The following is a 20,820-nucleotide window of genomic DNA, read 5'->3' as shown; positions in this document are numbered from 1 at the left end:
GGCGACCCCTGCCAGCGCCAGCCGTGGCATTGCACGTCTTTTCCCTGTGTACACAACGACTTAGCAGGCGCACCCGAATACGCGGAACGCAGAACCTTGCCCGGCAGAATTGCCGGGGCCGAATCCGGCAGTCGGACCCGAGGAACGCCAATTTCACCTGATTTGCCGTCCAGACCCCGACTCACCGGGACCAAACCCGGCAATTTTGCCGGGCTGACGGAGCGCATTGTTCGTGATCGATAGGCCCTCATTTTCACTGGTGGGACGGATTCATGGCAAGGAGAGGAGAGCGGTGCGGAGCCGCTCAACATGACAGAACAGTCTCTGGCGAGCCTCCGGATGCTGCCTCATGAGTCAGATGCGTTCGCACGACCGACTCGTGCGCAAACTGATGGACGCACTTGGCGAGGTGGTCTGCGGGGCACTCGAGGATCCACTGGTCGTCGAGATCATGCTCAATCCGGACGGCCGCCTGTTCGTTGAACGGCTGGGGCAGGGGGTCGAGCCCATTGGTGAGCTCGCGCCCGGCGCCGCCGAAATCATTATCGGCAGCGTGGCCCATGCGCTGCAGACCGAAGTGGATGCAAGCCAGCCGATCATCTCGGGCGAACTCCCCATCGGCGGGCACCGCTTCGAGGGTCTGCTTCCACCGATCGTCGCTGCGCCCACGTTCACCATTCGAAGGCGGGCATCCCGGCTCATCCCGCTCAAGGAATATGTGCGCGCCGGAATCATGACCCACCGCCAGGCAACCATGCTGCGGAGCGCCGTTGCTTCGCGCATGAACATCGTGATCAGCGGCGGCACCGGATCGGGCAAGACGACATTGGCCAACGCCGTGATTGCGGAGATTGTCTCGCTGTCGCCGGACGACCGGCTCGTCATCCTGGAGGACACCTCGGAAATCCAGTGCGCCGCCGAGAACGCGGTTGCCCTTCATACCAGCGACACAGTGGACATGGCCCGGCTGCTGAAGAGCACGATGCGGCTGAGGCCGGATCGGATCATCGTCGGCGAGGTTCGCGATGGTGCCGCGCTCACCCTGCTCAAGGCATGGAATACCGGGCACCCGGGCGGTGTGACGACCATTCACGCCGACAGCGCCATCTCCGCGCTTCGCCGCCTCGAGCAATTGACCGCGGAGGTCAGCCAGCAGCCGATGCGCGAGGTCATCGGCGAAGCCGTCGACCTCGTCGTGTCCATCGGACGTGCCGGCCATGGGCGGCGGGTGCGTGATGTCATGCATGTCACGGGCTTCGACGGCGCGCGCTACACGACCGATCACCATCCCCAGATCGACGAGGAATGTCATGCCGCATAACACCCGCGCACTGGCCGCCATCCCGGTCGCGGCAACGCTCTTGCTTGTCGCGCTTGCCACGCCAGCGCTCGCGTCAAGTGGTGGCGGTCTGCCCTGGGAAGGGCCGCTCCAACAGATACAGCAATCCATTACCGGTCCGGTTGCGGGCTTCATCGCGCTGGCCGCCGTTGCGGTCGCAGGCGGCATGCTGATCTTCGGCGGCGAGCTCAACGATTTCGCGCGCAGGCTGATGTATGTCGTGCTGGTCGCCGGCATCCTCCTCGGCGCCACGCAGATCGTCGGCCTATTCGGCGCGAGCGGCGCCTCGATCGGCTATCCGGCCAACGAGGCGCCGCAGGCCGGGGCAGGGGAGGGGAGCGATGGCTGAGCCTGGCGTTGCTCTCTCACGATCCCGCATCCACCGGGCGCTTTCGCGCCCGAACCATTTGATGGGCGCCGATCGGGAACTGGTGTTGCTGACCGGTCTTGCAGCGGTGATCCTGATCTTCGTGGTCCTGACGTGGTTTTCCGTGCTGCTCGGGATCGCCATCTGGGCCGCCGTGTTGGCGGCGCTTCGCATGATGGCCAAAGCCGATCCGATGATGCGGCAGGTCTATCTGCGTCATATCGGCTATCGCGCGGGCTACCGTCCGACCGCCTCACCATGGTCGAGGCCCTGACCTGGAATGGTCGCGCTTCGTCAGTTCCGCAACACCCGGCCATCCTTCTCCGACCTTCTGCCCTATGCGGGCCTGGTCGACGACGGCGTGATCCTGCTCAAGGATGGGTCGGTCATGGCCGGCTGGTATTTCGCTGGTCCGGACTCGGAGAGCTCGACCAATCTCGAGCGCAATGAGGTGTCGCGGCAGATCAACACGATCCTGTCCCGGCTCGGATCGGGCTGGATGATCCAGGTCGAGGCCGTGCGCATCCCCACGGTCGCTTATCCCGCCCGCGAGGACTGCCATTTCCCCGATTCCGTGACGCGCGCGATCGACAACGAACGCCGAGCGCATTTCGAGGCCGAGAGTGGGCATTTTGAGAGCCAACACGCGATCATTCTCACCTACCGGCCGCCCGAACGACGGAGGTCGGGGCTCGCGCGCTATGTCTATTCCGACAGTGAGAGCCGCGCGGAGACCTATGCCGATGTGGTCCTGGACACCTTCCGCACGTCGATCCGCGAGTTCGAGCAGTACCTGGCCAACGTGCTGTCGATCCGTCGCATGGTGACGCGCACGGTCGCCGAGCCTGAGACCGGCCGCGAGATCCGGTATGACGAACTCTTCCAGTTCATCCGGTTCTGCATCGTGGGCGAGAGCCATCCGGTGCGCCTGCCGGCGATCCCGATGTATCTCGACTGGCTGGCTACGGCCGAGTTCCACCACGGCCTCTCGCCGGTGGTCGACGGACGGTATCTTGCGGTCGTCGCGATCGACGGGTTTCCGGCCGAGAGCTGGCCGGGGATTCTCAATTCGCTCGACCTGATGCCGCTCACTTACCGGTGGTCGAGCCGCTTCATCTTCCTCGACGACCAGGAAGCGCGTGCAAAGCTCGAACGCACGCGCAAGAAATGGCAGCAGAAGGTGCGGCCGTTCTTCGACCAGCTTTTCCAGACCCAGAGCCGAGCGATCGACCAGGACGCCATGACGATGGTCGCAGAAGCCGAGGACGCCATTGCCGAGGCTTCGTCCCAGCTCGTCGCCTTTGGCTACTACACACCGGTGATCATTCTTTTCGATACCGACGACGCGCGGCTGCGCGACCAGGCCGAGGCGGTGCGCCGGCTTGTCCAGGCCGAAGGGTTTGGCGCCCGCATCGAGACGCTCAACGCGACCGAAGCCTATCTCGGCAGCCTGCCGGGCATCACCTATGCCAATGTCCGCGAGCCGCTCGTCAACACGCGCAATCTGGCGGATCTCATCCCTCTCAACACGGTCTGGTCGGGAAGCACGACTGCGCCGTGCCCGTTCTATCCGACCGGTTCGCCGCCCTTGATGCAGGTCGCCTCGGGCTCGACACCCTTCCGGCTGAACCTGCATGTCGACGATGTGGGGCATACGCTTGTCTTCGGGCCGACCGGATCGGGCAAGTCGACATTGCTCGCGCTGATCGCGGCGCAGTTTCGCCGCTACGAGAACGCGCAGATCTTCGCCTTCGACAAGGGTCGGTCGCTGCGCCCGCTCACGATCGCTGCGGAGGGCGATCATTATGAGGTCGGGGCAGGGGAGGGGACTTCTCTGTCTTTCTGCCCGCTGGCCGAGTTGTCGACCGAGGGAGATCGGGCCTGGGCAAGCGAATGGATCGAGACGCTGATCGCCATGCAGGGGGTCGCGATCACGCCCGATCATCGCAACGCGATCTCACGCCAGGTCGGTCTCATGGCGTCGGCGCGCGGCCGCTCGCTCTCGGATTTCGTGAGCGGGGTGCAGATGCGCGAAATCAAGGACGCGCTCCAAAACTACACGGTCGATGGGCCAATGGGGCAACTCCTCGACGCTGAGGAGGACGGGCTGGCGCTCGGCGCATTCCAGACCTTCGAGATCGAGGAGCTGATGAACATGGGCGAGCGCAATCTCGTGCCCGTGCTGCTTTATCTCTTCCGCAGGATCGAAAAGCGCCTGACAGGCGCGCCCAGCCTCATCGTTCTCGATGAGGCCTGGCTGATGCTCGGCCATCCCACCTTCAGGGACAAGATCCGGGAGTGGCTCAAGGTGCTGCGCAAGGCAAACTGCGCCGTGCTGCTCGCCACGCAGTCGATCTCCGACGCCGAACGTTCGGGCATCATCGACGTGCTCAAGGAGAGCTGCCCGACCAAGATCTGCCTGCCGAATGGTGCTGCGCGAGAGCCGGGCACGCGCGAATTCTATGAGCGCATCGGCTTCAATGAGCGCCAGATCGAGATCGTCGCGACCGCGACGCCGAAGCGTGAATACTATGTCGCAAGCCCCGAGGGCAGGCGGCTTTTCGACATGTCGCTGGGCCCAATCGCGCTCGCCTTCGCAGGCGCCTCGGGCAAGGAAGACCTCAAACGCATCGATCAGCTGCACAAGGATCATGGTCCGGACTGGCCGGCTGCGTGGCTTATGGAAAGGGGAATAGGCAATGCCGAAGCCATTCTTACACGCGATTGAGATCACGGCCGCCTCGGTGATGAGCGCGTGCCTGGTTCTCCCGGGGCCGGCCCATGCCGGGGCCGTAACCGGGAACGCAACCGAATGGACGCAGCTCCTCAACAACGCCGAGCTGGTGGGACTCACGGGTCAGTCAGCCGAGCAGATCCAGAACCAGATCACGCAGATCACGCAACTTTCTGAGCAAATCCAGAATCAGCTCCGCATCTACGAGAACATGCTGCAGAACACGCTGCAGCTTCCCGATCACGTCTGGGGCCAGGTCGAAAGCGACCTCATGGCGCTCCAGAAGCTCGTCAACCAGGGCGAAGGCATCGCCTTCGCGATGGGCAATATCGACGACGTTCTCAAGCAGCGCTTCGAGAGCTTCGCCGAGTTCGAGACAGGGCTCGCGAACGGCGAGGATTTCTCCTCGAGCTACCAGTCGTGGTCGGACACCAACCGCGAGACGATTTCCGCCACGCTGCGGGCGGCCGGACTGACGGCCGACCAGTTCGCCAGCGAAGAGGCGACGATGAGCCAGCTTCGCTCAATGTCGCAGAGCTCCGTCGGACAGATGCAGGCGCTTCAGGTCGGCCATCAGATTGCCGCGCAACAGGTGGCGCAGACGCAGAAACTGCGCGGCCTCGTCTCCCAGCAGATCACGATGATGGCGACCTGGCATCAATCCGAGCAGGCCGCAAAGGATCTCGCGCAGACACGCCGCGAGGACTTTTTCAACTCGAACGCGCCGTCGACATCGGGCGGCCAGGTCATGGAGCCGCGCTGGTGACGAGAACCCTTATTATCATGGCGGCAGCCACTGTCATTGTCGGAATCGCTGTTGCTATCTGGGTCGTCCCGAACCTTGGCGGGGGATCAGACCGGGCACGCAGCGTCCTCGACACACCACCTGAGTATGACACCACCGGCGGGCAGGAGATGCGGCCGCGCTGGGGCAACGTAGAGGGGCAGGGCGATGAGGCCCCCGGGAACTAGACTCGCCCTGGTCGCAAGCCTCGGCGCCCTGCTTCTTGTCCAGCCCGCCCTTGCACAGGATGGCTCGCTCCTCACGACGCTGGAAAATGAGGTCGCGGATGCCGCGCAGGGCTGGGAGACGACCGTTATGCAGGCGGCGCGCTCGCTGTTCTGGATCCTTGCCGGCATCGAGGTCGGTATTGCGGCGGTCTGGCTAGCGCTCGGCGCGGCATCGCTCGACTCATGGTTCGCCGAGCTGGTGCGGCGCATCATGTTCATCGGCCTGTTCGTCTTCATCCTTGAGCAGGGACCGGACTTCGCACGGGCAATGGTCGACAGCCTGTTCCAGATCGGCGCAGGGGGCGGATCGGCCTCACCGGCGAACGTCTTCAATGCCGGCCTGCAGGTCGCCAGCCAGATGTCGGAGAAAGCGCAGTTCGGGCTGTTCGAGGACAATGCGCTGGCGATCGCGGCGGTGTTCGCCATGGTGATCGTCGTCATTGCCTTCAGCCTGGTGGCCGCGATCTTCGTGGCCGTGATGGCTGAGATGTATGTCGGGCTGCTCGCCGGGATGATCATGCTGGGTCTCGGCGGCTCGAGCTTCACCAAGGACTTCGCCGTCCGGTATCTCGTCTATGCGTTCTCGGTCGGCATGAAGCTGATGGCGCTGGTGATGATCGCGCGCATCGGTTCTGAAGTCCTCATCAATCTCGCCAACTCCCCCTCGGGCGCCGACGAGTTTCTCTCCACGCTGGCGATCGGCGGCATTTCCGTCGTGGTGTTCGTCATCGCCATGTACGTACCCAACATCGTCCAGGGTGTCGTGCAGGGGGTATCGGTGACCGGCGGCATGGAGACGATCCGCCACGGCGGCCAGGCCGCGACCATGGCCGCCGGCGGCGCCGCGCTGGCCTGGGGCGGGGCGCGGGCAGGGGCCTCGGCCTATTCCGACGCGCGGGCGGCCGGCAGCTCGTTCGGCGCGGCCGCACTCAAGGGCATGACCAGCGGCGCGAGCGCTGCCGGCTCGGCGCTCGCCTCGGCCGGGCGGGACAAGGCGATCGGCGTTCCCGGCACCTGGGGCGCATCGACGCTCGGCCTCGCCAATTCCAAGCTCGACCAGAGCCAGGGCCGCCCCATCACCAGAAAATCAGCAGACGATAAGGCGTGACGTAGACCATGGCCGCAAAGAGCCCACCGGAAAATCCCTACCTTGCCGCACGCCAGGAATGGAACGAGCGCTACGGCTCGTATGTGAAAGCGGCCGCGTCCTGGCGCATCGTCGGCGTGACCGGGATGCTGATGGCGGTGATCGGCTTCTCCTATGCGCTGTATCAGAGCACACAGGTGCAGCTGGTGCCCTATATCGTGGAAGTCGATCGGCTCGGCACGGCGGCGAGCGCCGGCTTCCCGCAGCAAATCGAATATGCCGACCCGCGCGTGGTGCGTGCGACGCTCGGCAGCTTCGTCAGCAATTTCCGGTCGGTCACGCCCGATGCCGTGGTGCAGAAGCAATATATCGACCGCACCTATGCGCATTTGCGGACCTCCGATCCGGCGACCGAGAAGGTCAACGCCTGGTTCCGGGGCAACTCCCCGTTCGACCGCGCCCGCACCATGACGGTTGCTATCGAGGTCACCAACATCGTGCCGCTCTCCAACCAGAGCTACCAGGTCGACTGGACGGAATATGAGCGCGACCGGCAGGGCAGGGAACAGGACGTAAAGCGGTTTCGCGGCGTGGCCACCGTCACGCTCACCCCGCCCCAGGACGAGGCGGTCATTCGCCTCAACCCGATCGGCCTTTACCTCAGAGATTTCGACTGGACGGCGCAGTTGTGAGTGCCCGGAGGATCCCTTTCATGAACTTTTCCAAATTCCGGAGCGCAGCACTTTGCACCGGACTTGTTTTCTCGACGATTGCAGTGCCGGCTATGGCGCAGCCCCTGAGCGTCAACGAACAGCGCGGCACGAGCATCTCTGGCCAGTGGCAGCAAGGGCAGGGGGTCGTGACGCGCGGCCCCGACGGAAAGGTCATCTTCCTCTTCGGCCAAGTTCAGCCTTCGGTGGTCTGCTCGCCGCTCCAGGTGTGCGACATCGAGCTCCAGCCGGGCGAGATCGTGCGCGACGTGCTGCTTGGCGATACTGTGCGTTGGAAGGTCGAGCCGGCGACGTCCGGAGCGCCGGGCAGCCAGGCGGTGCATCTGATCGTCAAGCCGTCGGAAACCGGCCTCGTCACCTCGATGGTGGTGACAACCTCGCGGCGCACCTATCACATCCAGCTCAAGTCCCATCACTCAAACTACATGGCGCGGGTCGGGTTCGACTATCCCGAGGACGTCAATGCGCGCTTCGCCGAGATTGCCGCGCGCATGGAGGCGAGCATCGTGCCTGGCGCCGGCGTGCCGGCCGAGCAGCTCAATTTCTCATTCCGTGTGAGCGGAACGGCGAGGTGGCGGCCGACCCGCATCTACAGCGACGGCCAGAAAACCTACATCCAGTTCCCCTCGTCGCTGTCGGGCCAGGATGCGCCGGTGCTGTTCGTGGTTTCCGGCGGCGAGAACCGGATCGTCAACTACCGCATGAACGGCACCATGATGGTGGTCGACTATTACATCGACAGGGCGATCCTCGTCTCGGGCGTCGGACGCTCTCAGGAGAAAATCACGATCAGGCGGGGAGGGTAGGGGATGCACCGCTCGATTTTCCAACCTCGCCTGGTGGTTTTCGTGCTGTGCGCCGCACTGCTGGCCGGGTGCCAGACACTGGGCGGTGCGGGTCTGGTCACAAGTTCGGCAACCGCGCAGCTCACCCCGGAGGCGGCGTCCGCGATCGCCGGGGATATGATCGGGCGGTTTGCCGAGCAGGTCGGTCCAGGCACGACGACGATCCAGCTTGAGCCGGACGGCTCCCTATTCGGCGAGGCGCTGGAGTCTTCGCTCAGGGAATGGGGCTATGCCGTCGCCACGGACCAGGCGACGGAGGGGGCGACTACCGTTGCCCTCGCCTATGTCGTGGACACGTTCGAGGGCAGCATCCTGGTCCGGTTGTCGACCCGCGCGCTCGACCTCACACGCATGTACCAGATGGGCGGGGAGGGGGCGACGCCGATCTCGCCGCTGTCGATGATGCAGCGCGATGGAAGGGAGCCGTCATGACCGAGAGTCTCAGGCTCGGCGGCTCCGATCTCGCTGGCGGGCCGAGAATCCGGCGCCTCAATCGCCTGCCGATCGTCGTCGCGATCGTGCTGGTGGTGCTTTTCCTTGCCGCGATTTTCTATGGCCTGTCCTCGCGCGGTCTCCGCCTGGGCGATGATGATGCAGCGTTCACACCTGGGTCCCGCCCGGCCTCGACCCATGCGGACCAGCTCAAGGAGGGTGTCCCGGACGGCATCATCGGCGAACCGGCGCAACCGCAGCCGCAACCGATCCCGGTCGAGCCTGCGGAGCCAGAGGAAAACCCGTTCATGCCGAAGCCACCGGATGCGTCCACGGCTAAACAGCAACAGACGGCGCTGGAGCCCGAAGAGATATGGCGCGCGCGCCTCGAGCGAGAGCAAGAAGAACAGCTCATGCGCGAGCTGCATCGTCAGCGCATGGCGCGCTATCAAGCGAATGACGCGGCGTTCGATTCCCCGATCGCCGTTTCGCTGGGCGACCTTTCGGCAGACACTAACGACGGCACAACCTCGGGGCCTGGCAATCCGCAGTCGTCGACAACCCGGCCACAGAGCGCGCTCGACCTCTACGCCGCGGCCATGGAGGCGGGCGTTGGTGGCGCCGCGGACGCGAACGGGCAGGCGGCCAAGGAGCGTTTCTTCAATCAGGACATCCGGGATCTGGGATACCTTCCCAATCCGGTCATCGGGCAGATCTCGCCCTATGAGCTCAAGCGCGGGTCGGTCATCCCGGCAACGCTCATCACGGGTATCAACTCGGACCTTCCCGGGCGGATCACGGCTCAGGTCTCGCAGAATGTCTATGACAGCGCGACGGGCCGGCACCTTCTCATCCCGCAGGGATCGAAACTCTTCGGCCGCTACGATTCCGAGGTCACATTCGGGCAGGACGGCGTGCTCGTCATCTGGACCGACCTCATCTTTCCGAACGGATCGACGCTGCAGATCGGCGGGATGGCGGGGACCGATTCAGCTGGCTATGGCGGATTCCGAGACCAGGTGGACAACCACTATTTGCGCACGTTCGGCTCGGCGATCCTCGTCGCTCTTATCGGCGCCGGGACCGAAATGATGCTGCCGCAGGATCGCAACAGCTTCGGCACGGCCAACAGTGCCGAGGACGCCGCCAGGCGCTCCTTCGCCGAAACCTTCGGGCAGATCTCCGAGCAGACGGTCTCGCGCAATCTCAACGTCCAGCCGACACTGGAGATCCGCCCGGGTTACCGGTTCAACGTCCTGGTCGACCAGGACATCGTCTTCCCCGGGTCCTATCGGTAGCGATGACCCATTTCGTTTTCAACGCACCGTGCAGAAGGGTCGCCTTCTGTCGCACGGCTTGCCATTGGACCCGCCCACCATTGAACGCCAATCTGCTCAATCTCATCGACAGGCTTTCGCTGCCGCTCGACGAGCGTGCGGCCCGTCGGTCTTTGCGGGATTTCGCGGAAGATACGGGCTTCGACTTCTTCGCCTACCTCTATCTTCGCGGTCCCGAGAGTTTTGCGGTCTCGAACTACCCGCGCGCGTGGCAGGAACTCTATGTCGAACGTGACTTCATTCGGGTCGACCCGGTCGTGACCAAGGCAAAGCACGGACCTCCGCTGTTTTCGTGGTCGGCCGATGAGGCGAGGCGCAACGGACGGCGGGATGTGATCAGGTTCTTCGTTGAGGCAGACCGCTTCGGCATCAGGTCCGGAATCTCTATATCGATTCCCGTGGGGTTCCGGGACCGCATGGTGTTCACGCTTGCGAGCGGGAGGCCCGTGTCGAAGCTGAGCGAGGACATCGATCCGGTCACCGCGGCGGTCTCGGTCGCTTACGTGCACTCGCGGTTGGGAGCGGCGAGCGGCGACGCTTCGCTGGCGTCCGCCATCCGGCTATCGCCGCGCGAGGCGGAATGCCTGCGGTGGTTCGCAGAGGGAATGTCGATGGCCGACATCGCGCTCATGCTGGACATCTCGTATCGGTCGGTGCGGTCCTATATCGACGAGGCGACAAACAAGCTCGGGGCCGCAAACAGCCGGCAGGCAGGCACGATTGCCACACGAATTGGACTGATCTAACTCCGATAGACCCGGCTAATTGAGCACCGGGCGTTCTCCGTCGATCTCGGGCACGAAACCGAGGCGCTCGACGACCAGGCGCACGATTTGATGCTGGGCGTGGAGGTTGAGCATGGCGATCCAGTAGTCGTGCCTCAGCTGCTCGTCTCTCGAACCGACGGCGTCAAGCTGGCTGACCTCCTCGAATAGCTCCTGGGCCTTCTGCAGCCGGCTCCTGTTCTCCCGGATAACCGCGATGGCCACTTGTTCCAGTTCGTTCTCCGTCAGCTCGGCCAAGAGGGCGTTGATGACACTGGATGTCGCCGCGCGGCCGGGTCCGATGTCGAGGTCTGGTTTTGTTCGCATGCAATCCCTGCGGCTTGGTTCGCGGTACGCCCCCGCGAACGATAAGATCTCGACCCCAAGCCGGGGGTTAGAAAACCGCCACAGACGGTCCCTACGACCTTTAGCACCGAGGTACCTGGACATACGCCGCAGGCCCCCGGCCGATGGCCAGAGGATCCTTGGTGTCGCGATAGCCGACACCTGCTCTGTGGTGGGGTTTCTAAGCCCCGAGGCGGCGCGTACCGCCTCGGGGCCCTTATAGGACATGGTTGCCGCGTCGACCAGAGAACCATGGGACAAAAGCGACGGGCGATCAGGCGTAGCGGGGGTTCGGGTTCTGCTGCGCCTCAACTTTCGCCAGCACAGGCGAAAGAAGCCTGCCGGCGTCCCCCAAACGCTCGCGCATGTCGTCTGACATGTCGAACACGCCGGCATAGGTCATCGTCCTGCCGATGCGGGTCGGGGTTCCGATGACTTCGAAGGCGCAGTCGATCGACCGGAAGATCCGAGCCATCCGCGCGTCGAAGACCGACACAACGTGCTCGATGCCGGCGCTCTGGCAAACCTCGACGATGCCGCACAGAAGCTCGATCGTCGTACGATTGACGACATGGTTGGCCTCTGCGCGTTCGCATGCGTTGTATGTGGCAGGGTTCACGGCGAACCGGGAGCTCTCCCAGATGAGGGGACTTGCCGGGGCGCCGCCGGGTACAAGAACCGGGAAGACGTCACGCAACATGTTCGGGCCGGTAGTCGGCAGCAATCGCACGGCGCCCTGCAGTGCTCCGGTCCGGTCGTCGAGCGACAGCAGGTAAAGGGGATCCTCTGCGTCGAAGCGGTCGATCTCCCTGCCATCGGTGACGGTGACGTCCCATTCGAGCCGGTCGGCGAAGACCGCCGCCCGCATCCGAAACATCTCGTCGATCAGGTGGGGGTGATGGTCGCGATCCGCGCCTTCGACGATGGTGATCATGGTGTTGCTCCTTGCGTTTGTTGAAAACGCTGAAGCAACTAGACCCCGGAAGACGGCCCCGAAATCCGGTGGATCGGCCGGATTTACGGCAATTGGCTGAGCAGATTAGCCTTGCCGGCTTTGTTGACCGCATGAGTGTTGTTGGCGGCGCCGAGCTTGTGGCGGGCGCTCTCGAGATAGCAACGCACCGTGTGCTCCGACAGGCCGAGGATGACGGCGGTCTCCCAAGCCGTCTTACCCTCGGCGGCCCACAGCAGGCACTCACGTTCACGCGGAGACAGGCTGATGGACACAATTCTCTGGCCCTCGAGCCGCAATATCGCCTGATGCAGGTGAAGGGCCAGCACTTGGAAGTCCCGCATGTAATGGAGGCGAAGATGCCGCCAGTCGCGATCGCTGGCATCACGCGTAATTGAGACAAGTGCCCGGTCGCCATGCTGACCGTGGACAGGTATGGAAATGCCGCGGCGACCGAGGCCGAACTCGGTGGCCTCTCCGAACAGACGCCGAACGTTCTTGTCTCTCCGATCGAAGGTATCCCAGTCGATCGGCAGCATGCGTCGCATGCCGATCTGCACAGCAGGATCAACATCGACAAAGCGCTGGGCCTTGTAGTGATCGACCCAGTCGTCCGAATAGGTCACCGCGAGGTATGGACCTTGCCCAGGCTGAGCCGTGAGCCCACAGCCCAGATATGCGACGGACTTCAGTCCATAAATCTCGAGTAGCTTGCACAAGAGCGCGGGAATCCGAGTCGTTTCTGCGAGCTTATCAAGCTTTACAAGCAGTTCGAACAGTTCCAGGTCAGTGTCATTTTTATCGCGCCGTCTCATGCTCAAGCTCCTTCTGCAGTGCTGTGCTGTAGTGCGTACGACCGCTGATAATTCCGCCGCAGCGGCGACAAATCACCCGGCCGGCCGCATTTAAGAGCTGGCACACGCGCCGACGATACGGCGACGAGCTCAGCTTTGGCGTACAGCTCGCCAAAATCATGACGCACGGCTTTTGTGCATGGTGGCGGGCTCTAGATCGGCGGTGTCGAGGAGGACGTACGCCGGGTGGAACAGGGAGGTGACTGTGTCGAAAAAAGTCGACTTTTACCATCACCTTTAGAGGCACAGTGGCTGCAGAAAATCAAGGATCATGCGTGGTCAGATCCGACCCGTCGCAATGCCCTTGATGATCGGGTTGTACTTAAATATTTCAGCTTGGGTCGCGCCATATGGTTCCGTCAAGGGCGCGCGGGATAGCTCGGCGGCATCATCTGCTCCTCTAGGAACCCACACCGACCCTTGTTGCAGCGAAAACCAAGACCCCCTTCCACTAGCAGAGAGCTGTCATTGCAGACAAGCTCGGCGCTCGCGGCGTCAGTCGGAGGAGGCGCGCAATGGTCAAAAGGCCGATGTCGGCCGGTTGCCCGGCGTCTTCATGTTTTGGGGCTGTCAGAGCTCAATTTGGAGGCCTGGCGTTTCGTCGCCGGTCCTGGGCCTCGCATATAATGGCGTTCACCCATGTCGAGGAGCCTCTGCTGCACGTCCTTACGCGCCAGGGCGTTGCCCATCGCCTCGCGCAACTTCGCGACCACGTCCTCCGGCGTTTCCTTGCGCACCAGCCACCAGTTCCAGCCCATCGGCGCCAGTCCCTTCATGCCGAGTTCGATGCCGAAATTCTGGACGCGGGGTGCCCCGTCGTAGGTCTCCGAAGAGCGCTCAAGGTCAGACAACACCGCGAGCACCTTCAGGTCCTCCTTGTTGGTCGTGTAGACGCCCGGGTTGATGACCATGAAATCGAGAACGCCGCCGCGCAGACCCTTCACCGCATTGTCGATCTCGGGATAGGGAGCGACCTGGGCGATCACGTCTGACATCTGCATCACCCTCGCCACCACCATGTGAGGCAGCGTGTCTGTAGAGCCGGGAGAGTAGCGCAGTTCACCGGGATTCTCCTTCGCATAGGAGACGAGAGGCGGGAAGTCGGTGAACCGCTCCTCGTTCTTGCGTACGACGATGGCGAAGCTGTTCGGCGTCGCCGACCACAGCGGCGTAAAGTCCTAGAGCACGTCCGGCTTAATCCGGGTCATATCCAGCAGCCCTGAAGTAGTTTGCGCATTCTGCGGGAGTGAACTGGTCGAGGAGTGCGCCAGCGGTATCCCAGAGCGCTTTGATGGTGCGCTCGGCTTTTGCCCGCAGGAGCGCTTTGAGCTTTGAGAAGGCATTCTCGATGGGGTTGAAGTCCGGGCTATAGGGCGGCAGGAACATGAGGGTTGCACCGGCTTGCTCGATCGCGTCGCGGACGCCTGCTGCCTTGTGTGCCGGCAAGTTGTCCATGATGACGACATCGCCGCGCCTCAGGGTGGGGACCAGGACCTGCTCGACATAAGCGAGGAAGACGGTGCCATTCATGGCGCCATCGTAGACGAAGGGCGCGGTCATGCCGGACAGGCGCAGTGCGCCGGTGAAGGTGGTGGTTTTCCAGTGCCCATGCGGCATGCCGGCTCGGCAGCGTTCGCCGCATGGCGCGCGACCCCGCAGGCGGGCCATCTTGGTGGACAGGCCGGTCTCATCGATGAAGACAAGCCTGGCAGGGTCGAGGTCGAGTTGGCCTTCGAACCAATCCTGCCGGCGCTTCAGGACATCAGGACGGTCCTGCTCCAATGCATGCGCGGACTTTTTTGAACGTCCAGCCCCGCCCGCGCAGCCAGGCGCTCAGGGCACTGCGGCCGATACACACGGAGCGCTCGGCTGCGAGCCGCTCGACCATCTCGTTCAGCGTCACGTCCTTGTTCGCCTCGATCATGGCAACAACGAACGTCTCGTGCGCATCCAGGCGTGAGCCCCGCGGCTTGCCCTGACGCCGCGCCGAGCGTTCCCCGTTCTCACGCGCCCGCCTGATCCAGACAATTGCCGTCGAAACGCCGACGCCAAACCGTGCCGCGACGGAGCGCGCCGAAGCGCCTGCCGCTGCAGCATCCAGAACCCGCATCCGAAGATCCTCACCGTAAGCTCGAGCCATCGCCATCTCCTGCAACGGCGACGGTGAATCATAAAACCCAATCCGTGTCATCAACGCTACGACTCGGAGTTCAACGGACGTGCTCTAGTCACCTGAATCTAAAGTTCGGCACATAGCGTTTCCTGTGTTCGCTGGCAGAATCGTTTGACGGAGGCGAGGATTTCGTCGGCAGATTTGACCCATCGGTGGGTTTGGGGTTTTCGTTGTGGGCCTAGATGAAGGCTGCGATGTCGGCCTCGAGTTCGGCGGCTGAGCGGTGGACGCCGCATTGCAACTGCTTGCGGGTCAGCTCGGCGAACCAGCGCTCCACCTGATTGATCCAACTGGCCGAGGTAGGTGTGAAATGCACGTGCTAAAGCGGGTGGCGGGCGAACCAAGCCTTGATCTTGGGCGTCTTGTGCGTGGCGTAGTTGTCCATCACCAGATGGACGTCCGACCCTTTCGGCATGGCTGCGTCAATCTTTTTGAGAAAGTCGAGAAACTCGGTCGCCCGGTGGCGCTTGTAGCATTTGCCGATCACCGCCCCTGTTGCAATGTCGAGCGCGGCAAACAGCGATGTCGTGCCATGGCGGATATAGCTATGGGTTCTGCGTTCAGCTACGCCGGGCGCCATTGGCAGCACCGGTTGCTCTCGATCCAGCGCCTGGATCTGGGACTTCTCGTCCACGCACAACACGATGGCTCGGTTTGGCGGTGATATGTAGAGACCTACGATGTCCTGCACCTTGTCGACGAACAGCGGATCGGTCGAGAGCTTGAACGTCTCGCTGCGATGTGGCTGCAGGCGAAGGCGGACCATATCCGGCGGATGGTGGTGTGCGACAGGCCCGTTGCCGCAGCCATAGAACGGATCGACCAATGGGTGGCGTCCTTCGGTGTAGTGTTCAGCGTGCGCTCGACCACCTCGGCCACCTGCATATCCGACACTGTCATATCCGACACTGTCATATCCGACACTGTGCGTGGGCGCCCGGCTGATACTCATCGGTGAGCCCTTCGATCCGATCCTGCACGAAACGCCCACGCCATTTGCCCACCGTGTGTTCATGCACGTCGAGCCGCTCGGCGACCTCCTTACTTTGAAGGCCCTCGGCGCACAACAGGATCATACGGTGCCGGTCCGACAGCGAGCGCGCCGCCTTGTGCCGTCGAACCTGCGCTTCGAGAAAGATGTGCTCCTCATCGCTCAGCACCACTTCGTCCGCTACTCGACCCACCATCGCACCACCTCCCGAAATCGATCGGATCAATGATACGAATTACAGTTCCGTATGACTAGTTGAACGAGGGGTCTGCGTAAGGTACCGGCGTATGCGGGAACTCTCCACGGCTTAGGATCCTCTCTATCCCCCCGTTGCGTTCGATTATACGCTGCTGATCCGCAAAAGCCCGTGCGCTTACTTTCTCCGGGTCGACAATGGCGCGCAATCGCGCCTCGGCCCGCGAACGAACACCGGCATATTCCGAATCCTCGGCGAGATCGCACATCTCCTCGGGATCGGCCTTGAGATCGTACAGGAGCGGCGGATAATCCACGAAATGTATGTATTTCCATCGGTCGAAGCGGATCATGAAGCAGCCGGTGATCGAGCCAACGGCGTGATACTCCGCGAGCACGGTGCGGTCCGGGTCGTCGGGATCGCCGGCGATCGAAAGGAGGGAGCGGCCGGGCAGATCGGTGGCCTCGCTGCTGTGGACCTCCTCGCAGGCCGCGTCCATGATGGTGGGCGCGACATCCACCAGCGACACCGGCGTGGCGACGCGACGGCCCCGCGGCACGCCGGGCCCGGCCATGATCATCGGAACCCCCACGCTTTCCTCGAACAGAAGCGACTTGCCCCAGAAGCCGCGCGCGCCGAGATTGTCGCCATGGTCGCTCGTATAGATGACGAGCGTGTCCTCGGTGAGCCCGCTCCCGGAGAGCGACTCCAGGATGCGGCCGATATTGTGGTCGAGGAAGGAGACCAGCGCGTAATAGGAGGCGACAGCCAGGCGCACATGCTCCTCGCCGGTGAAATAGTCATCGTAGTTCTGGTATTTGCGGAAGGCGGCGAGCACCGGATGGGCGAGCGCTCCGTTGCCGTCGCGCCCCTTGGGCCAAGGCAGCTTCGCCGGGTCGTAGAGGTCGAAGAAGCGCTTTGGCGCCACCAGCGGGAAATGGGGGCAGGCGAGCGAAACGAAGGCGGCCCAAGGCTTCTCGTCGGGCTTGCGGGCGCGCTCCGCAATCCATCGGCAGGCGGCGTCCGTGATAGCGGAATCATATCGGGAATAGTCGGAATCGCCCGGCCCGAGCTCCGCGCTGAGGTTCTTCATGCTGGGGCGGATGCGCGGCGGACTGCGCAGCAGCCCGTGCAGGTCGCCCTTGCCCTCCACAACGTGCATGGGAAGGATCTGCTCGGTGAAGCCGACGGGCGCGTCCGCGTCGCGGTAGTGCAGCTTGCCGATGGAGGCGACCCTGTGCCCCGCCTCCGAAAGCGCGTGCGCCCAGCCGCGCACCGAGCCGTCATAGGGCTGGGCGTTGTCCCAGAAGCCGATCTCGTGCGTGTGACGGCCTGTGGCGAGGGAGGCGCGCGAGGGAACGCAGATCGGGTTGTTGCAATAGGCGTTCTCGAATGTAGTGCCGGCGGCCGCGAGCGCATCGATATTCGGCGTCTTGACGGCATTGTTTCCGTAGCAGCCCGTGATACCACGTGCATGCTCGTCGGATAGGATGAAAAGGACGTTCTTGGCGGTCACTCTCGAGCCTTTCATGGTTTGCTTTGGCGGGTTTGCCCGGCTTCGTCTGGACCGTCGCCGGGACGCCTGCGCAATCCGCGCAGTAGAGGCAGGAAAAGTACGAGGACAGCCACGGCGATAAAGGTGAGCGCAATCGGACGGGTGAAAAGTTCCCAGATAGTGCCGCCCGACGACATGACCGCCGAGCGAAGCTCCGCCTCGAAGATGGGCGAGAGCACGAAGCCGATGACGAAGGCGCCGAGCGGGAAGGCGGCCCGCTGCAACAAAAAGCCCAAAATGCCGAAGCCGATCATGACCCAGACGTCGAAGAGCCGGTTGCTGAGCGCATAGGCGCCGATGATGCAGAAGACGAAGATCGCCGGCAGGAGCACCGCCGGATTGATGTTGGCGAGACGGGCGGTGAAGCGCACCGTGGTCGACATGACCAGGAACATCAGGACATTGCCGACGAGATAGGCGGCGATGATGGCCCAGACGAGGTCGCCGTTGGTCTGGAACAGCAGCGGCCCCGGCTGAATGTTGTGCAACAGCAGCGCTCCCAGAAGGAAGGCGTCGATCGGGCTGCCGGGAATGCCCATGGTGACGAGCGGGATCAGCGCGCCCCCCACGTTGGCGTTGTTGGCCGATTCCGAAGCGACGACTCCCTCCTCGCTGCCCTTGCCAAAGGCGTCCGGCCGGCGCGAGACCGTGCGCGCCACTCCATAGGCGACCATGGAGGAGATGCTGGCGCCCACACCGGGCAGGATGCCTATCCAGGTGCCGATCAGCGCCGAGCGCAGCATGTTCCATGCATGGCGGACCCATGCGGCGGCTTCCAGGAGCACGATGTTGCGGGAGACGTCGACCGCCTCGGGCACCTTGTCGCCGTCCATCGCGTCGCGGATGATCTGACTGACCACGAAGACGCCGAGCAGCACCGGCAGCAGCGCAAAGCCCGCATCCATCTGGTGAAAGCCGAAGGTGAGCCGGAGCTGGCCGTCGGAGGCGTTGAGGCCGGGCATGGCGGCAAGCAGGCCGAGCGCGCCAGAGATCAGCCCCTTGACCATGGAGCCCTGGCTGATGGCCGCGATGAGGACCAGCGCCATCAGAACGAGCCCGAAATATTCCCACGGGCCGAAGCTCGTCGCCCAGCGCGACAGCGGCGGCGAGAGCACCACCAGGAAGAAGCCGGCGACGAACCCGCCGAAGAGGCTGGCCGAAATGCCGAGCGCCAGCGCGCGCGCCGGCTGGCCGCCCCGCGCCATCGGATAGCCGTCGAAGGTGGTGACCACCGAGGACGGCGTGCCCGGCATCCTGAGCAGCGTGGCGCTGATTAGGCCGCCGGCCACCGAGCCGACATAGATGCCGACCATCAGGATCAGGGCCAGCGTATGGTCCATGTAGAAGGTCAGCGGCATGACGAGCACGATCAGCATGCCGCCGGACAGTCCCGGGATCGCGCCGACGAAGATGCCAGAGACGACGCCGAGCGCCACCCAGAAGAAGGGCACCGGATGCAGCATTTCGAGGAGGGCGCCGCCCAGGCTGGCCAACATTCAACGCTCCGTCAGGGCAGGTCGATGTAGAAGATGTCGGTGAAGAGGTACTGGCATCCGACGCTGAGCAGGACCGCCGAGACGAGGCTCGCCAGCATCGCCTTGCGATCGCCGCGCGCCAGGATGACGCCACCGGCCAGAACGAACAGGAAAGTGGCCGCCGCGAAACCCAGGAGCGGCAGGAGCAGCGCGTAGGCGATCAGCAGAGCCAGCATCTGCATCCCGTAGATCGGGCGACCGCCCCCCTCCTGATCCGGCGCCGACGCCGGTTTGGGTGGCGCATGCCGGCTGCGCCAGGCAGCCGCTCCCATGGCCACGCTCAAGGCGGCGATCACCACCACGGTCACCTTGGGCAGCGCGGCCGATCCCACCGGATCGAAGATCGGCGGCGGGAGTTGCTCGACGGCCCACCAGACGAGGCCGGAGAGGGCCAGTAGGCCAGCGGTCCAGCCGGTGTCCCACCAGAAGTCGCTACGGTTCATTTCGCCCCCGGGGGTTGAAGACAGAAGGAGCGGAGGCCGACCGCCGACACTGGCCGGCCTTCCGCGAATAAGGCTGCGGCGCAGCCAATTCTTAAGTGGTCACCGCAGCCTAGAGCCTTCCACGGCTGGATCAAACCGTGGGGATCCGATGCGGGTGGCGGGGCTAGTTCGCCGCCGCGCGTACCTTCTCCACCAGCGGCAGCACCTCGTCGCGCACGCGGCTGAGCTCGGCCGTGACGGCATCGCTGTCGATGAAGGCGGGTGTGATGCCGTAGGATTCGAGCTGGTCCTTGACCTCGGGCTGCTCCATGGCACGTTCGAACGCCGCACGCAGTACCTGCATGCGGTCCTCCGGGACACCCTTCGGCGCCAGCCAGATCCGTCCGTCCGTCGCCAGCACGTCGATACCCGCCTCCCGGGTGGTCGGGACATCGGGCAACTGCGGCACGCGCTCCTCGGAAAACACGACCACCGGCTTCAGCCCCGACTCCCGGTATTTGACGAGCTCCTGGACGGAAAAGAGCGCGGTGTGGGTGTGCCCGCCCAGCACGGAGGACAGGCGCTTGGCACCTCCGCCGGCCTGGACCATGCGCATGTTACCGCCATTGGCCTCCGAGACCATGAGCGGGATGAAGTGCACCGGGAGGCCTATATTGACGGCGACCTTAATGCTTTCCGGTTCCTGCTGAGCCTGCTCAAGCATGGCCTCGAAGGATTCCGGCCCGCTCTCGGCATTGACGCCGAGACCAAGGGCAACGAAGCCCGTGGAGCCGATGATGTCGAAGGCGGTGTGGTCGAAATCCGTGACCCCCATGGCCGCCGAGGTGACCAGTCCGTTGTGCCACAGGCCTATCGTATAGCCGTCCGGGTCGGCGTCCTTGATCTCGCGCGTGGCGAGCGTCCCCCCCGCACCCGGCATGTTCGTCACCACAACCGTGGCGCCGAATTCCTCATCCTGCTCGAAAGCCCGTTGGAAGATGCGTGCGATGCCGTCGATCGCTCCGCCGGCATCGGTGGGAACGATGATCTTGACAGGCTTTTCCGGATAGTCCGCAAGCGCGTTTCCTGCGGCCGTCGTCATGAGCCCGGCGACCGCTAGGACCGCCGCTGCGCTTCTAAAGATATTCAT

Annotated in this window: 20 protein-coding genes and 1 pseudogene; 11 read left to right on the top strand and 10 right to left on the bottom strand. The window is 63.7% G+C overall.

Features of this window, described 5'->3' with window-relative positions:
* The first annotated feature begins 349 nt into the window (after nt 1–349).
* The 11 genes from trbB (at nt 350) to PVE73_RS26095 (ending at nt 10,629) form a co-directional block, all read left to right on the top strand.
* Nucleotides 350–1,321 (top strand): P-type conjugative transfer ATPase TrbB, encoded by a 972-nt coding sequence (trbB, locus tag PVE73_RS26145; protein ID WP_277367720.1) that lies wholly within the window; start codon nt 350–352, stop codon nt 1,319–1,321.
* Nucleotides 1,311–1,688: a TrbC/VirB2 family protein gene (locus tag PVE73_RS26140; RefSeq protein ID WP_277367719.1), complete on the top strand. Its 378-nt coding sequence runs from the start codon at nt 1,311–1,313 to the stop codon at nt 1,686–1,688. Before trbB ends, PVE73_RS26140 begins: the two co-directional genes overlap by 11 nt.
* A complete protein-coding gene (locus PVE73_RS26135) occupies nt 1,681–1,980 on the top strand; it encodes a conjugal transfer protein TrbD (protein WP_277367718.1) in 300 nt (99 codons plus the stop codon). Before PVE73_RS26140 ends, PVE73_RS26135 begins: the two co-directional genes overlap by 8 nt.
* Before the next feature lie 6 nt (nt 1,981–1,986).
* A complete protein-coding gene (locus PVE73_RS26130) occupies nt 1,987–4,434 on the top strand; it encodes a conjugal transfer protein TrbE (RefSeq protein WP_277367717.1) in 2,448 nt (815 codons plus the stop codon).
* A 19-nt stretch (nt 4,435–4,453) separates the two neighbouring features.
* Nucleotides 4,454–5,206: a P-type conjugative transfer protein TrbJ gene (gene trbJ, locus PVE73_RS26125; RefSeq protein WP_277367770.1), complete on the top strand. Its 753-nt coding sequence runs from the start codon at nt 4,454–4,456 to the stop codon at nt 5,204–5,206.
* A 186-nt stretch (nt 5,207–5,392) separates the two neighbouring features.
* Nucleotides 5,393–6,559, top strand: a complete 1,167-nt coding sequence (trbL, locus tag PVE73_RS26120; RefSeq protein ID WP_277367716.1) for a P-type conjugative transfer protein TrbL — start codon at nt 5,393–5,395, stop codon at nt 6,557–6,559.
* A gap of 8 nt (nt 6,560–6,567) precedes the next feature.
* Nucleotides 6,568–7,230 carry a conjugal transfer protein TrbF gene (locus PVE73_RS26115; RefSeq protein ID WP_277367715.1) on the top strand — a complete coding sequence of 221 codons (663 nt, stop codon included), beginning with the start codon at nt 6,568–6,570 and terminating at the stop codon, nt 7,228–7,230.
* 92 nt (nt 7,231–7,322) lie between these two features.
* Nucleotides 7,323–8,075: a P-type conjugative transfer protein TrbG gene (gene trbG / locus PVE73_RS26110; protein ID WP_277367769.1), complete on the top strand. Its 753-nt coding sequence runs from the start codon at nt 7,323–7,325 to the stop codon at nt 8,073–8,075.
* Between the two features lie 3 nt (nt 8,076–8,078).
* Nucleotides 8,079–8,546, top strand: coding sequence for a conjugal transfer protein TrbH (gene trbH, locus PVE73_RS26105; protein WP_277367714.1), 468 nt, complete (start codon nt 8,079–8,081; stop codon nt 8,544–8,546).
* The gene (trbI, locus tag PVE73_RS26100; RefSeq protein WP_277367713.1) at nt 8,543–9,844 is read left to right on the top strand and encodes an IncP-type conjugal transfer protein TrbI; all 1,302 of its coding nucleotides are present in this window, start codon (nt 8,543–8,545) and stop codon (nt 9,842–9,844) included. The genes trbH and trbI overlap by 4 nt, the downstream gene beginning before the upstream one ends.
* An 80-nt stretch (nt 9,845–9,924) precedes the next feature.
* Nucleotides 9,925–10,629, top strand: a complete 705-nt coding sequence (locus tag PVE73_RS26095; RefSeq protein WP_277367712.1) for an autoinducer binding domain-containing protein — start codon at nt 9,925–9,927, stop codon at nt 10,627–10,629.
* 15 nt (nt 10,630–10,644) lie between these two features.
* Here PVE73_RS26095 and PVE73_RS26090 read toward each other — a convergent pair whose 3' ends face one another.
* From PVE73_RS26090 to PVE73_RS26045, 10 genes and pseudogenes are all read right to left on the bottom strand, one after another.
* Nucleotides 10,645–10,974, bottom strand: coding sequence for a transcriptional repressor TraM (locus PVE73_RS26090; protein ID WP_261522824.1), 330 nt, complete (start codon nt 10,972–10,974; stop codon nt 10,645–10,647).
* Nucleotides 10,975–11,266: 292 nt separating this feature from the next.
* Nucleotides 11,267–11,926, bottom strand: coding sequence for an acyl-homoserine-lactone synthase (locus PVE73_RS26085; protein ID WP_261522823.1), 660 nt, complete (start codon nt 11,924–11,926; stop codon nt 11,267–11,269).
* Between the two features lie 83 nt (nt 11,927–12,009).
* Nucleotides 12,010–12,759 carry a LuxR family transcriptional regulator gene (locus PVE73_RS26080; protein WP_261522822.1) on the bottom strand — a complete coding sequence of 250 codons (750 nt, stop codon included), beginning with the start codon at nt 12,757–12,759 and terminating at the stop codon, nt 12,010–12,012.
* A gap of 593 nt (nt 12,760–13,352) precedes the next feature.
* Nucleotides 13,353–13,934: a tripartite tricarboxylate transporter substrate-binding protein gene (locus PVE73_RS26075; protein ID WP_277367768.1), complete on the bottom strand. Its 582-nt coding sequence runs from the start codon at nt 13,932–13,934 to the stop codon at nt 13,353–13,355.
* A gap of 58 nt (nt 13,935–13,992) precedes the next feature.
* Nucleotides 13,993–14,938, bottom strand: a protein-coding gene (locus PVE73_RS26070; RefSeq protein ID WP_246249038.1) for an IS630 family transposase whose coding sequence is annotated in 2 segments (ribosomal slippage) — nt 13,993–14,599 and nt 14,598–14,938 — 948 coding nt in all. Because the reading frame shifts where the segments join, the coding sequence is not laid out codon by codon here.
* Between the two features lie 98 nt (nt 14,939–15,036).
* Nucleotides 15,037–16,158 (bottom strand): annotated as a pseudogene (locus tag PVE73_RS26065) (IS630 family transposase).
* Nucleotides 16,159–16,213: 55 nt separating this feature from the next.
* A complete protein-coding gene (locus tag PVE73_RS26060) occupies nt 16,214–17,674 on the bottom strand; it encodes a sulfatase-like hydrolase/transferase (protein ID WP_261522812.1) in 1,461 nt (486 codons plus the stop codon).
* 11 nt (nt 17,675–17,685) lie between these two features.
* On the bottom strand, nt 17,686–19,209 hold the full coding sequence (locus PVE73_RS26055) for a tripartite tricarboxylate transporter permease (protein ID WP_261522813.1): 1,524 nt from the start codon (nt 19,207–19,209) through the stop codon (nt 17,686–17,688).
* Between the two features lie 11 nt (nt 19,210–19,220).
* A complete protein-coding gene (locus tag PVE73_RS26050; RefSeq protein WP_261522814.1) occupies nt 19,221–19,691 on the bottom strand; it encodes a tripartite tricarboxylate transporter TctB family protein in 471 nt (156 codons plus the stop codon).
* A gap of 163 nt (nt 19,692–19,854) precedes the next feature.
* Entirely contained in the window at nt 19,855–20,820 is a 966-nt protein-coding gene (locus PVE73_RS26045; protein WP_261522815.1) for a tripartite tricarboxylate transporter substrate binding protein, read from the bottom strand.

Origin of the sequence: Chelativorans sp. AA-79, assembly GCF_029457495.1 — a bacterium.
Classification (GTDB): domain Bacteria; phylum Pseudomonadota; class Alphaproteobacteria; order Rhizobiales; family Rhizobiaceae; genus Chelativorans.
The sequence above is the reverse complement of the archived record's forward strand: the minus strand, read 5'-3'. Positions and strand labels throughout refer to the sequence as shown.

Coding starts and splice junctions, on each gene's coding strand:
- trbB (WP_277367720.1), top strand. CDS start 350: ATGAGTCAGATGCGTTCGCACGACCGACTCGTGCGCAAACTGATGGAC.
- PVE73_RS26140 (WP_277367719.1), top strand. CDS start 1,311: ATGCCGCATAACACCCGCGCACTGGCCGCCATCCCGGTCGCGGCAACG.
- PVE73_RS26135 (WP_277367718.1), top strand. CDS start 1,681: ATGGCTGAGCCTGGCGTTGCTCTCTCACGATCCCGCATCCACCGGGCG.
- PVE73_RS26130 (WP_277367717.1), top strand. CDS start 1,987: ATGGTCGCGCTTCGTCAGTTCCGCAACACCCGGCCATCCTTCTCCGAC.
- trbJ (WP_277367770.1), top strand. CDS start 4,454: ATGAGCGCGTGCCTGGTTCTCCCGGGGCCGGCCCATGCCGGGGCCGTA.
- trbL (WP_277367716.1), top strand. CDS start 5,393: ATGAGGCCCCCGGGAACTAGACTCGCCCTGGTCGCAAGCCTCGGCGCC.
- PVE73_RS26115 (WP_277367715.1), top strand. CDS start 6,568: ATGGCCGCAAAGAGCCCACCGGAAAATCCCTACCTTGCCGCACGCCAG.
- trbG (WP_277367769.1), top strand. CDS start 7,323: ATGGCGCAGCCCCTGAGCGTCAACGAACAGCGCGGCACGAGCATCTCT.
- trbH (WP_277367714.1), top strand. CDS start 8,079: ATGCACCGCTCGATTTTCCAACCTCGCCTGGTGGTTTTCGTGCTGTGC.
- trbI (WP_277367713.1), top strand. CDS start 8,543: ATGACCGAGAGTCTCAGGCTCGGCGGCTCCGATCTCGCTGGCGGGCCG.
- PVE73_RS26090 (WP_261522824.1), bottom strand. CDS start 10,974: ATGCGAACAAAACCAGACCTCGACATCGGACCCGGCCGCGCGGCGACA.
- PVE73_RS26085 (WP_261522823.1), bottom strand. CDS start 11,926: ATGATCACCATCGTCGAAGGCGCGGATCGCGACCATCACCCCCACCTG.
- PVE73_RS26080 (WP_261522822.1), bottom strand. CDS start 12,759: ATGAGACGGCGCGATAAAAATGACACTGACCTGGAACTGTTCGAACTG.
- PVE73_RS26055 (WP_261522813.1), bottom strand. CDS start 19,209: ATGTTGGCCAGCCTGGGCGGCGCCCTCCTCGAAATGCTGCATCCGGTG.
- PVE73_RS26050 (WP_261522814.1), bottom strand. CDS start 19,691: ATGAACCGTAGCGACTTCTGGTGGGACACCGGCTGGACCGCTGGCCTA.
- PVE73_RS26045 (WP_261522815.1), bottom strand. CDS start 20,820: ATGAATATCTTTAGAAGCGCAGCGGCGGTCCTAGCGGTCGCCGGGCTC.